This is a genomic window from Amycolatopsis sp. ATCC 39116 (assembly GCF_000231075.2).
In the GTDB taxonomy this organism is placed as follows: Bacteria; Actinomycetota; Actinomycetes; order Mycobacteriales; family Pseudonocardiaceae; genus Amycolatopsis_E; species Amycolatopsis_E tucumanensis.
In genome coordinates this window covers 1-11,310 of the sequence record NZ_AFWY03000097.1, presented here as the reverse complement: position 1 = coordinate 11,310, position 11,310 = coordinate 1, and the positions used below count along the sequence as shown (strand labels likewise).

The following is an 11,310-nucleotide window of genomic DNA, read 5'->3' as shown; positions in this document are numbered from 1 at the left end:
GCCGCCCGGCGCCGCCCGACCACGGCCTGGACCTGTTCGACGAGCGGCCTCCGCCGCCGCGTCCCCGCAGGCCGCGCCAGCCGCCGCCGGACGAGTCGCCCACCGAGATCATCCACCTCGAGGACGACTACGAGTACGACGACTACGACGACTACCCGGAGAACGCCGACGAGGAGCGCGCCGAGCCCGAGTACATCGAGCCGGCCGACGACGACGAACCGGCCGAGACGCGGCGCAAGCGCAAGCCGCTGCGCTGGCTGGTCGCGCTCGTCGTGCTCGCCCTGATCGGCGGCGGCGCCTGGTACGGCATCGACGCCGTGTTCGGCTACGACGACTTCGAGGGCAGCGGCGAGTCCGACGTGCTGATCGAGATCAGCGCGGGCGACTCGACCGGCGCGATCGGCCAGGAACTGGCCGGGGCCGGGGTGGTGGCCAGCGCGAAGGCGTTCGTGAAGGCCAGCGAGGACAACTCGAAGGTGCTGAGCCTGCAGCCCGGCTACTACGTCGTGAAGACGAAGATGTCCGGCGCCGCGGCGGTGGCGAAGCTGACCCAGGACGGCTCGCGCGTCGGCGTCCTGCAGGTGCGCGCCGGCACCCAGCTGGACGACATCACGCAGCCCGACGGCACGGTCACGCCCGGCGTGTTCACGCTGCTGTCGAAGGCCTCGTGCGCCCAGCTGAACGGGCAGAGCACCTGCATCCCGGTGGAGCAGCTGCGCGACACCGCGGCCAAGGCCGACCTGGCGGCGCTCGGCGCGCCGGACTGGGCGGTGCCGGTGGTCTCCGGGTCGACCGACGCCCGCCGCATCGAGGGCCTGGTCGCGCCCGGCGTCTACGACGTCAAGCCCGGCTGGTCCGCCGAGGAGCTGCTCGGCTACGTGCTGAAGACGTCGGCCACCCGGATCCAGACCGCCGGGCTGACCGCGACGTCGAAGTTCCAGGGCCGCACGCCGTACGAGACGCTGATCGTCGCCTCGCTCATCGAGCGCGAGGGCGTCAAGCAGGACTTCGAGAACATCGGGCAGGTCATCTACAACCGGCTCGCGCAGAACATGCGCCTGCAGCTGGACTCGACGGTGAACTACCTGCTGGACAAGCCGGTCGTGACCACCACCGACGACGACCGGAACCGGCCGGGCCCGTACAACACGTACAAGATCCCGGGGCTGCCGCCGACGCCGATCTCCTCGCCGAGCCCGGAGGCGATCCAGGCGGCCGAGGAGCCGACGCAGGGCACGTACGTGTACTTCGTGAAGTGCGAGAAGAACGGGCTGTCCTGCTTCGCGTCGGACCTCCCGGAGCACGAGCAGAACAAGACACTGGCGAGGCAGCGCGGTGCGTACTGAGCGCAAGGCGGCGGTGCTGGGCAAACCGGTGGCGCACTCGCTGTCGCCGGTGCTGCACACCGCCGCGTACGCCGCGCTCGGCCTGGACGGCTGGACCTACGAGCGCGTCGAGATGGACGCCGCGGGACTGCCCGGGTTGGTGCGCGGGCTCGGCCCGGAGTGGGCCGGCCTGTCGGTGACCATGCCGGGCAAGCGGGCCGCGCTGGACTTCGCGAACGAGGCCACGCCGCGGGCGGTGGCGGCGGGCGCGGCCAACACGCTGGTGCCGACCGCGGACGGCTGGCTGGCCGACTGCACGGACGTCGACGGCGTCGCCGGGGCGCTGCGGTGCGCCGGCGGGTTCACCGGCGGGGAAACCGGCCTGGTCCTCGGGGCGGGCGGCACGGCGGCCGCGACCGTCGTGGCGTTCGCGGAGCTGGGCATCCGGCGCGCGGTGCTGGTGGTCCGCGACCCGGCCAGGGCGCGGGAGACCGTCGAGGCGGCCGGCCGGGCCGGCGTCGAGGCGGACGTGCGCGTGTGGGCCTCGGCGGACTTCGGCAAGCTCGCCGCCGACTGCGCGGTGCTGGTGAGCACGGTGCCGCCGGCGGCGGTCGCGGAGCACGCGGCCGAGCTGGCCGCGGCGCCGTGCGTGCTGGACGTGATCTACCACCCGTGGCCGACGCCGCTGGCCGAGGCGGCCGCCGGACGGGTCGCCACCGGGCTGGACATGCTGCTGCACCAGGCGTTCGGCCAGGTCGAGCACTTCACCGGCAGGCCGGCGCCGCGCGAGGCGATGCGTGACGCGCTGCGGGAGGCGACGGGCGGCATCCTGCCGCTGCCCCTGGACTAGCGTGAGCACCATGAAGATCGTGGTGCTGGACGACTATCAGGACGTCGCGCGGAGCCTCGCGGACTGGGACTCGCTGGGAGCCGAGGTCGAGGTGATCACCTCGTACGTGGGCGACCACGACGAGCTGGTCCGGCGGCTGGCCGGCGCGGAGGTAGTCGTCGCGATGCGGGAGCGCACCCGGTTCACCGCCGAGGTGCTGGAGCGGCTGCCCGACCTCAAGCTCCTGGTGAGCACCGGGCGCCGGAACGCGGCCATCGACCTCAAGGCCACCGAACGGCTGGGCATCACGGTCTGCGGCACCGGCTACCTGCCGCACCCCACGGCCGAGCACACCTGGGCGCTCGTCCTCGCCGCGCAGCGGCACCTGGAGACCGAGCTGGCCGCGATGCGGGACGGCGCGTGGCAGTCGACTGTCGGCATCGGGCTGCACGGCAAGACGCTCGGCCTGCTCGGGCTCGGCAACCTCGGCCAGCGGGTGGCGCGCATCGGTCAGGCGTTCGGCATGGAAACCATTGCCTGGAGCCAGAACCTGACCGCCGAGCGGGCCGCCGAGCACGGCGTCACCGCGGTGTCCAAAGAGGACCTGTTCGCACGCGCGGACGTCCTGTCCGTGCACTTGGTGCTGTCCAAGCGCACCCGCGGTCTGGTCGGTGCGGCCGAGCTGGCCGCGATGAAGCCGGGCGCGTTGCTGGTGAACACCTCGCGCGGGCCGATCATCGACGAGCAGGCGCTGCTGGACGCGTTGCGGGAGCGCCGCATCCGCGCCGCGCTGGACGTCTACGACATCGAGCCGCTGCCTGCCGACCACCCGCTGCGCGCGATGCGCAACGCCACGCTGACCCCGCACCTCGGCTACGTCACGCGCGAGGTGTACGAGATCTTCTACCGCGACGCGGTCGAGGACATCGCCGCGTGGCGGGACGGGAACCCGGTCCGGGTCATGACGCTGTGACCGGGGGCGCCTCCCCGGGCGGGAGGCGCCCCAGGCGGCTCAGCGGACGATCGTGCCGCTGGAGCTGATCCGGTTGCTGATGTTGGCGGAGAAGGACTGCACCTCGGCGTAGACGCCCGGGTAGTCCGGCCGGGCGCAGCCTTCGCCCCAGCTCACGATGCCGACCTCGACCCACTCGCCCGCCGCGTTCTGCTTGACCATCGGGCCGCCCGAGTCGCCCTGGCAGGTGTCGGTGCCGCCCTCCGGGTAGCCGGCGCACAGTTCGTAGGCCGGCTGGAGGTCGCTGCCGTAGGACCGCTGGCAGGCGGAGTCGCTGACGTAGGGCACGGTCGCGTACTTGAGGTAGCGCGACTGGCCGCCACCCTCGACGGTGGCGCCCCAGCCCATGATCGTGAAGGTGCCGCTGTTGAGGGAGGTGTCGCCCGGCGCGGCGAACTTCAGCGTCGGGGCCGAGGCCGCGGACGCCAGTTCGATCAGCGCCCAGTCCTGCGCGCCGGTGCTGGCGTACTGCGGGCTGCGGTAGACGTAGGTCGACTTGATCGACTGGCCCCCGCTCGCCTGCAGGTCCACCTTGCCGAGGGTGGCGGTGATGCTGGAGTTGGTGCCGGTCCGGCTGACGCAGTGCGCCGCGGTCAGGACGACGCGCGGTGCGACGAGCGCGCCGCCGCAGCCCATCGACAGCCGCACCATCCACGGGAACTGGCCCTGGGTGGCGTTGGTGCCGCCGACGACGAACGGGGTGACGGTGTCACCGGACGGCTGCGCGGCGTGCGCCGGGGTCAGCGCGGCGGTGAGCGCGGTGGCGAACGCGGCGGTCGCGAGAATGGCGCGCCGGAGTGTTTTCCCGATTGATTTCCGCAATTTCAGACCCCCGCCGTCTGACTGATCCAGGACCGGTTCGCGGCGACGCTGCCATAGATCTGGGAAGAACTGCCGTCCGCCATGGACGCGACACCCACCTGAACTCCATTGGCCATTTGGGGGCCGCCGGAATCGCCCTTCCAGGCCACGCCGCTCACGCCGGTGGAGCAGATCGCACGACCGCCGTAGGCGTCGGTGCAGCTGCCGCCGATCCGGGTGTTGCGCACGGTCGCGGTCTTCAGCTGTTCGGCCGCCGAGCCGTTGTAGCTGGTGCGGCCCCAGCCGTAGATGGAGTTGGTGCTGCTGACCGCCGGGTCCGCACTGGCCAGCCTGGCGTAGGTGGTGCTGATCGAGGTGCCGAGCTGGAGCAGGGCGAAGTCGGTGCTGGGGTTGGCGACCTGCCTGGTGACGGTCGCGGTGACGCCGCCGGAGGAGCGGTACACGCTGCCCACGCGCACGGTCATGCCGGAGCCGAGGCAGTGCTTGGCGGTGAGCACCCACCGGGACGCGATGATGGTGCCCGAGCAGTTGAACTGACCGTTCACGAACACGGCCGCCGCCCACGGCGCGCTCGAAACGGTGCTGCCGCCGATGATGAACGGTTCGACGGCCGGTCCCGCGGCGACCGCGGGAGCGGCGCCGCCGACGGCTATCCCGGCCGCGGCGGTGATTGCGGATATCCACCGGAAAATGCGCATGACGAATAAACCTCCGCAGGGGTGAGGTATTCGCGCCCGACGATGTGCGCGACAGGCAGAAGTTAGCGCGCGGAGAACCCGACGAAAGTCGTCAATCCGGTGTCACCGGCGGGAAAACACCCCGGATGGCCTACGACCAGTGGCCGGTTTTCGGCGCCGCCCCGGAACGGCCGACACGACGCTCTCGGGCGCGAACACGCCGTGTTTGCCCGTCGGGCGGCCTGATTCGCCCTTCCCGCTGTCAGGCGGCGCGCAATTCCGCCAGCACCGCGTCGGTGAACGGGGGCCACGCCTCGATCGCCCACGGGCCGAAGTCCAGGTCCGTCAGCACGACGCACGCGGCGCCCGCGTCCGGGTCGACCCACAGGAACGTGCCGGACTGCCCGAAGTGCCCGAAGGTCCGCGGCGAGCTGTCCGCTCCCGTCCAGTGTGGACTCTTCGAGTCGCGGATTTCGAAGCCCAGCCCCCAGTCGTTGGGCTTCTGGTGTCCGAGCCCGGGCAGCACCCCGTTCAGCCCCGGGAACGCGACCGACGTGGCCGCGCGCAGGGTCGCCGGGGCGAGCAGCTTCGGCGCCTGCAACTCGGCCGCGAACCGCACCAGGTCGTCCACCGACGACACCCCGCCGGCGCCGGGGGAGCCCTCCAGCCGGGTCGACGTCATGCCCAGCGGGGCCAGCACCGCCTCGGACAGGTACCCGGCGAACGGGATGCCCGAGTGCTCGGCCAGCGCGTCGCCGAGGACCTGGAAACCGGCGTTGGAGTACATGCGCCGCGTGCCCGGCTGGGCCATCACGCGGTCGGAGTCGAAGCCAAGGCCCGCGGTGTGCGCGAGCAGGTGCCGGATCGTCGACCCCTCCGGCCCGGCAGGCGTGTCCAGCTCGACCACGCCCTCCTCGACCGCGATCAGCGCCGCGTACGCGGTGAGCAGCTTGGTCACCGAGGCCAGCCGGAACGTGCGCGCGGTGTCGCCGTGGCTGCCGGCCACCGTTCCGTCCGCCCGCACCACGGCCGCCGCCGCGTGCGGGGCTGGCCACTGATCGATCCGCTCCAGGCTCCGCATACCCAAAGCCTAAACGGCGGCTGTCCCGCGCCGGGGACAGCCGCCGTCGGATCAGGCGTCGAGGTCGCTGGCGACCAGCTCGGCGACCGCGTCGACCGCGGCCTCCGCGCCGTCGCCCTCGGCGGCGATGACCACCTCGTCACCGTGGCCCGCCGCCAGCGTCATCAGGCTGAGCAGGCTCCCGGCGGGCACCGGCGCGCCGCCGTCCTTGGCGATCGTCACCGGCACCGCCTGCGCGGCCGCGGTCTTCGCGACCAGGGCGGCCGGCCGGGCGTGCAGGCCCACCTTGCTCGCGACGGTCACACGTCGTTCCGCCATGTTCGACCTCTCCTCACTTGCTGGGCGTGCCGGCGTCGGCGGACGGCTGTTCGGCGTCGTCCTCCCGGCCCGGCGTGCGCAGGTTCCACTTCGTGATCACCCACCGGAACAGGAAGTAGTAGATCACCGCGTACACCAGGCCGATCGGGATCAGCAGCCACGCCCGGTTCGCCGCCGGCGCCGACGAGTTGAGCGCGAAGTCGATGAACCCGGCCGAGAACGAGAACCCGAGGTGGATGTCCAGCGCGTTGCAGATGGCCAGCGACAGGCCGGTCAGCACCGCGTGGATCAGGTACAGCGGCCACGCCACGAACATGAACGCGAACTCGATCGGCTCGGTCACACCGGTCAGGAACGAGGTGACCGCACCGGCGATCATGATGCCGCCGACGACCTTGCGCTGACCCGGCCGCGCCGTCTGCCAGATCGCCAGCGCGGCGGCCGGCAGCGCGAACATGAAGATCGGGAAGAAGCCGGTGGTGAACGCGCCGGCGTTCGGGTCGCCCGCGAAGAAGTTGGTGATGTCACCGCCGTCGAAGATGAACCACACCGGCACGTTGATCAGCTGGTGCAGGCCGATCGGCAGCAGCAGGCGGTTGAGCAGGCCGTAGATCCCGCCGCCCACGACGGCGTTGCCGGTCACCGCGTCACCGAGCCACTGCATCGCGTTGTCCACGGCCGGGAAGATCAGGCCGAACACGACACCGATCAGCAGCAGCGCAACCGAGTTGATGATCGGCACGAACCGGCGGCCGCCGAAGAACGCCAGGTACGGCGGCAGTTTCACGCGGTGGAAGCGCTGCCACAGCACCGCGGTGACCAGGCCGACCACGATGCCGCCCAGCACGCTGTAGGGCCATTTGATGGGCTGCAGGTACCAGCCCTCCTTGAAGCCCTCCAGGTCGCTGACCGGCGCGAACACCTGCACGACCTTGTTGAACACCACGAACCCGACGACGGCGGCGACACCGGTCGAGCCGTCGCCCTTGCGCGCGAAGCCGACGGCGATGCCGACCGCGAACAGCAGCGGCAGCCAGTCGAACAGGCCACCGCCCGCCGCGGCGAGCACGGCGGCGACCTTGTCCCAGCCAAGGCCGTCCTTGCCGAGCAGGTCGTCCTGCCCGAGGCGGCTCAGCAGGCCTGCGGCGGGCAGGGTGGCGATCGGGAGCATGAGGCTGCGGCCGAAGCGCTGCAGCCCCGCCATCCCCCTCCCTTTGCCCTTGGTTCCATCTGCGACGGTGGCGCTCACGGGTTACCTCCGTGTTCGGCGGGGACTGTGCGATCGAGTTGCATGGACACCTCGTACCGGTCGCCCCGGTACCACGAGGTCATGTCCTCCACGGGGACTCCGGACGCGCTGGAGACCCGGCGGAAGACCAGGAGCGGGTCGCCGGCGCGGATGCCGAGCAGGCGCGCCGTCTCCCGGTCCGCCGCTTCCGACCACACCGTCTGGCGGGCGTGGTCCAAGCGGAGGTCGTAGCGCTGCGCGAGTTGCTCGTACAGCGAGGAGGTCAGGTCCAGATCCGGCAGCCCGGGCACCCGGCCGGGGTGGTACCAGCCGCGCTCGACGGCCAGCGGGGTGCCGTCCGCGCGGCGGCGGCGCACCAGACGGTACGCCTGCTCGCGCGTGCCCAGGCCGAGCGCGCCCGCCGTCTCCGCGGGCGGGGTCTCCAGCCCGCAGTGCAGCAGCTCGGTGGCCGGCGTCAGGCCGCGGCGGCGCATGTCGTCGGTGAACGACATCAGGTACAGCTGCAGCTCCATGCGCCGCGTCGCGGTGAAGGTGCCCTTCCCGCGGGCGCGGGTGAGCAGGCCTTCCTCGACGAGCTTGCCGATCGCGGAGCGGACCGTCAGCCGGGACACCCGGTAGCGCTCGGCCAGCTCGCGCTCCGACGGGATCGGCGACCCCGGCGGCAGCTCGCGCTCGATCGAGCGCCGCAGGATCTCGCGCAGCTGCGCGTGTTTCGGCGTCGGCCCGTCCACCACGCGGTCGGCGGTGGTCGCAGTCTGCGCCATGCCACCTCCAGGTTTCGGGTTGGTTTCCGGGGTCGCACCGGCGGCCCGTAATTGGTACGTTCCGGTCTAGACCATTTCTTGATGGGGCAGAATGCTCCGCTAGCCGGGCGGGTGTCAACCACCGTTACGGGTTCGTGTTCGGCAAGCAGAGAAGGAGGCCGCCGTGGCGGACGACAGGCCGGAAAAGATCCTCGCGGCACTGGGCGGCGCGGACAACGTCGTCGAGATCGAAGGCTGCATCACGCGGCTGCGGTGCGAGCTCGAGGACGGCTCGCTGGTGGACGAGGCCGCGCTGAAGGCGGCAGGCGCGCACGGCGTGATGAAGATGGGGTCGGTCGTGCAGGTCGTCGTCGGCCCGGAGGCGGACACGATCGCCAGCGACATCCAGGACCTGATGTGAGCGTGACCGTGCAGAGCCCGGTGCCCGGCCGGGTCACGCCCATGTCCGAGGTGCCGGACCCGGTGTTCGCGCAGTCGATGGTCGGGCCCGGGGTCGCGGTGCTGCCCGCGGGCGGGCGGCAGGACGCGCTCAGCCCGGTCGACGGGACGGTGGTGACGCTGCACCCGCACGCGTTCGTCGTCGCGACCGCGGGTGGTCAGGGCGTGCTGGTGCACCTGGGCATCGACACGGTGAAGCAGAAGGGCGAGGGCTTCACGCTGCACGTCGTGAAGGGCGAATCGGTGCGCGCCGGGCAGCCGCTGATCAGCTGGGACCCGGACGCGGTCGCCGCGGCGGGGTACTCACCGGTGGTGCCGGTGGTGGCGCTCGACGCGGACGCCGAGGCGCTGTCGGGAGTGCTCACCGGCGGCTCCGTCGACGCCGGCGAGCAGCTCTTCACCTGGGATTAGGCGCCGCTCGGGCGGAGCGGGCCGCGATCCCTAGGCGGTCACCACGTTCTGGCCCTCGACCTTGACCGGGATGGGGGAGAGGCCGGTGTCCGCCGGGCCCTTCTCCAGCGCGCCGGTCAGGGTGTCGAACTCCGAGCCGTGCAGCGGGCACTTGATGGCGTCGCCCTCGGGGGCCACCGTCGCGCCCTGGTGCGGGCACACGGCGCTGAAGCAGGCGGCGGTGGTCTCGGTGGGCCGGGCCAGGATGGCGGGCTTGCCGTCGACCGTGACCGACTTGGCCTGGCCGACCGGGACGTCGTTCAGGGCCGCGACGGTGGTGCCGGACGGGGCGGAGGGGGCCGAGCCGGTGTTCTGGCTGCTTCCGGACGTGCCGCTGTCGCTGCCGCCGCAGGCGGCCAGGACCACGGTGCCCGCGGCGGCGCCGGCCACGGCGACCCCGGTCGTCAGGACGGTACGGCGGGTGGGTGAGTGAGCAGTCATGCCCCGTGACACGGTCGCGGTCCCGGCTCGGTTCAATCCGGCGGCGGATTGAACCCGATCGCGTTCCGCCCCGTGGTGAACGGGTGCAAGGATCGCCGGTGGAGGAGGTCGGGTCATGGTGGCGTGGCTGTTGCGGATCCTGGTGGTCCTCGGACTGCTGGGGTCGGCCTGGGTGCACTGGGACCTGTGGGCCAACGAGGGCTTCGACGAGATCGCGACGATCGGGCCGTTGTTCCTGGTCAACGTCGTCGCCGGGGTGGTCATCGCGGTGGCGGTGCTGTTCTGGCACCACTGGCTGCCGGTGCTGGCCGCGATCGGGTTCGGCGCGGTCACGCTGGCCGCGTACCTGATCTCGCTGACGCCCGGCGGGTTGTTCGGGGTGCGGGAACAGTTCGCCACGTCCGCGGAGACCTGGGGCGTGATCACCGAAGCCGGGTGCGTGGTGTTCGGCGTGGCGTTGCTGTTCGCGCAGCGGGTCCGGCGGAAGCAGGGCGTGCTCGCGTGAGCGACGGCGCGGAAGACCAGTTGATGCGGGCGCTGCACGACGACCACGCGGCCGCTCTCTGGTCCTACGCGCTGCGGCTGACCGGCGGTGACCGGGCCCGGGCCGAGGACGTGGTGCAGGAGACGCTGCTGCGGGCCTGGAAGCACCCGCGGGTGCTGGACCAGACGCAGGGCTCGGCGCGGGCGTGGCTGTTCACGGTGGCGCGGCGGATCGCGATCGACGACTGGCGGTCGGCCGCGCACCGCTCCGAGGTGACCACCGATTCGCCGCCCGAGCTGGTCACGCCGGACGACACCGACCGGGCGTTGCAGGGCTGGCTGGTGGCGGAGGCGTTGAAGGAGTTGTCCACGGCGCACCGCGAGGTGCTGCTGCTGTGTTACTTCCAGGGTTTCTCGGTCGCCGACGCGGCCGCGAGGCTCGGGATTTCCGCCGGGACGGTGAAGTCCCGGACGCACTACGCGCTGCGGGCGTTGAAGCTCGCGCTGGAGGAGAAGGGGGTGACCCGGTGACCGAGCCCGACGAGTTCGTGACCTACGACGCGGCGTACGTGCTGGGCGCCCTGTCCCCGGAGGACCGCGCGGCGTACGAGGAGCACCTGCGCGGCTGTGCGCGGTGTTCCGCGGCGGTGGCGGAGCTGGCCGGCTTGCCCGGGCTGTTGTCGCAGGTGACGCCGGACATGGTCGAGGGGGAGCCGCCACCGGACCGCTTGTTGCCTGCGTTGTTGCGCGGGGTGCGCCGCGCCCGGCGGCGGCGGGTGGTGACGACGTTCGGGGTGGCGGTGGCCGCGGCGGCGGCGGTGCTGGCGGCGATCTTCGTGCCCCAGCCCGACGGCGGCGGTGGGACGGCCATGACGCCGCTGGGCGCGTACCCGGTCCAGGCGACGGCCGCGGTGGCCGAGGTGTCCGGCGGCAGCCGCGTCGACATGTCGTGCAGCTACCGGGGCGCCTACCAGGGCGCGGGGTACCTGCTGGTGGCCATCCGGGCGGACGGATCGGAGGCCCAGCTGGCGACGTGGAACGCCACCCCCGACCGGGACGCCCGCATCTCGGTCGGCACGGATTTGCCGCCGGAGGAGATCAAGGCGCTGGAGATCCGCACGACCGGAGGGGTGCCGCTTTTGCGGTGGCATCCGTGAGGGGAGTGGGGCGTTGTGCCGCGCTCGCGGATCTTCATGCCCGCGCTTGAAGGTTTCGCCGCGCTTTGTTTTTCGCCCTGCGAAAATTTTCCGCCGCGCCTGAAGATCTCGTCGCGCCTTGAATTTGCGCCTTGCCCCAGTTGCCCGCCAGACCTCAGCTGTCGATGGGTCGTGAATCTCGTGCCGCGCCTTTAATCTCCAGAGCGCGCCTCCAGTTTTCCCGCCGCGCCTACAGTTTCTTGACACCCCTCGGCTTCCCGCCCT

At 71.9% G+C, this 11,310-nt stretch carries 15 protein-coding genes; 8 read left to right on the top strand and 7 right to left on the bottom strand.

Translation table 11 applies throughout. The annotated features are described in order from the left end of the window. The 3 genes from mltG to AMY39116_RS0341225 all read left to right on the top strand — a co-directional run. Nucleotides 1–1,346, top strand: a 1,346-nt coding sequence (mltG, locus tag AMY39116_RS0341235; RefSeq protein ID WP_020423441.1) for an endolytic transglycosylase MltG, incomplete at its 5' end; no start/stop codon positions are given. Nucleotides 1,347–1,359: 13 nt separating this feature from the next. Next, on the top strand, nucleotides 1,360–2,175 hold the full coding sequence (locus tag AMY39116_RS0341230) for a shikimate dehydrogenase (RefSeq protein WP_020423440.1): 816 nt from the start codon (nucleotides 1,360–1,362) through the stop codon (nucleotides 2,173–2,175). 10 nt (nucleotides 2,176–2,185) lie between these two features. Next, entirely contained in the window at nucleotides 2,186–3,127 is a 942-nt protein-coding gene (locus tag AMY39116_RS0341225; protein WP_020423439.1) for a D-2-hydroxyacid dehydrogenase family protein, read from the top strand. 39 nt (nucleotides 3,128–3,166) lie between these two features. Here AMY39116_RS0341225 and AMY39116_RS0341220 read toward each other — a convergent pair whose 3' ends face one another. From AMY39116_RS0341220 to AMY39116_RS0341195, 6 genes are all read right to left on the bottom strand, one after another. Next, nucleotides 3,167–3,988 carry a trypsin-like serine protease gene (locus AMY39116_RS0341220; protein WP_020423438.1) on the bottom strand — a complete coding sequence of 274 codons (822 nt, stop codon included), beginning with the start codon at nucleotides 3,986–3,988 and terminating at the stop codon, nucleotides 3,167–3,169. Nucleotides 3,989–3,990: 2 nt separating this feature from the next. After that, nucleotides 3,991–4,686 (bottom strand): DUF1986 domain-containing protein, encoded by a 696-nt coding sequence (locus tag AMY39116_RS0341215; protein WP_020423437.1) that lies wholly within the window; start codon nucleotides 4,684–4,686, stop codon nucleotides 3,991–3,993. Nucleotides 4,687–4,927: 241 nt separating this feature from the next. Then, nucleotides 4,928–5,746 (bottom strand): serine hydrolase, encoded by an 819-nt coding sequence (locus AMY39116_RS0341210; RefSeq protein WP_020423436.1) that lies wholly within the window; start codon nucleotides 5,744–5,746, stop codon nucleotides 4,928–4,930. Nucleotides 5,747–5,797: 51 nt separating this feature from the next. After that, complete coding sequence (locus AMY39116_RS0341205; RefSeq protein ID WP_027936689.1) at nucleotides 5,798–6,064, bottom strand: HPr family phosphocarrier protein; 267 nt, start codon at nucleotides 6,062–6,064, stop codon at nucleotides 5,798–5,800. A gap of 13 nt (nucleotides 6,065–6,077) precedes the next feature. After that, on the bottom strand, nucleotides 6,078–7,268 hold the full coding sequence (locus tag AMY39116_RS0341200; protein WP_020423434.1) for a PTS transporter subunit EIIC: 1,191 nt from the start codon (nucleotides 7,266–7,268) through the stop codon (nucleotides 6,078–6,080). A 41-nt stretch (nucleotides 7,269–7,309) separates the two neighbouring features. Continuing rightward, nucleotides 7,310–8,077, bottom strand: a complete 768-nt coding sequence (locus tag AMY39116_RS0341195; protein WP_020423433.1) for a GntR family transcriptional regulator — start codon at nucleotides 8,075–8,077, stop codon at nucleotides 7,310–7,312. 163 nt (nucleotides 8,078–8,240) lie between these two features. Here AMY39116_RS0341195 and AMY39116_RS0341190 point away from each other — a divergent pair, with 163 nt between their 5' ends. Together AMY39116_RS0341190 and AMY39116_RS0341185 are read left to right on the top strand one after the other, a co-directional pair. Next, complete coding sequence (locus AMY39116_RS0341190; RefSeq protein ID WP_017983095.1) at nucleotides 8,241–8,477, top strand: glucose PTS transporter subunit EIIB; 237 nt, start codon at nucleotides 8,241–8,243, stop codon at nucleotides 8,475–8,477. Continuing rightward, nucleotides 8,474–8,926 (top strand): PTS glucose transporter subunit IIA, encoded by a 453-nt coding sequence (locus AMY39116_RS0341185; RefSeq protein ID WP_020423432.1) that lies wholly within the window; start codon nucleotides 8,474–8,476, stop codon nucleotides 8,924–8,926. The genes AMY39116_RS0341190 and AMY39116_RS0341185 overlap by 4 nt, the downstream gene beginning before the upstream one ends. A gap of 30 nt (nucleotides 8,927–8,956) precedes the next feature. Here the strand turns inward: AMY39116_RS0341185 and AMY39116_RS0341180 are convergent, their stop codons facing one another. Continuing rightward, entirely contained in the window at nucleotides 8,957–9,406 is a 450-nt protein-coding gene (locus tag AMY39116_RS0341180) for a Rieske (2Fe-2S) protein (protein WP_027936687.1), read from the bottom strand. A gap of 115 nt (nucleotides 9,407–9,521) precedes the next feature. On the opposite strand from AMY39116_RS0341180, the gene AMY39116_RS0341175 reads away from it, so the two are divergent. Genes AMY39116_RS0341175 through AMY39116_RS0341165 form a run of 3 tightly spaced genes read left to right on the top strand, consistent with a single transcriptional unit; the run spans nucleotide 9,522 to nucleotide 11,046 of the window. After that, the gene (locus AMY39116_RS0341175) at nucleotides 9,522–9,911 is read left to right on the top strand and encodes a hypothetical protein (RefSeq protein ID WP_020423430.1); all 390 of its coding nucleotides are present in this window, start codon (nucleotides 9,522–9,524) and stop codon (nucleotides 9,909–9,911) included. Continuing rightward, nucleotides 9,908–10,420 carry a sigma-70 family RNA polymerase sigma factor gene (locus AMY39116_RS0341170; RefSeq protein WP_020423429.1) on the top strand — a complete coding sequence of 171 codons (513 nt, stop codon included), beginning with the start codon at nucleotides 9,908–9,910 and terminating at the stop codon, nucleotides 10,418–10,420. The genes AMY39116_RS0341175 and AMY39116_RS0341170 overlap by 4 nt, the downstream gene beginning before the upstream one ends. Then, entirely contained in the window at nucleotides 10,417–11,046 is a 630-nt protein-coding gene (locus AMY39116_RS0341165; RefSeq protein ID WP_020423428.1) for an anti-sigma factor, read from the top strand. Before AMY39116_RS0341170 ends, AMY39116_RS0341165 begins: the two co-directional genes overlap by 4 nt. The last annotated feature ends 264 nt before the right edge of the window (nucleotides 11,047–11,310 follow it).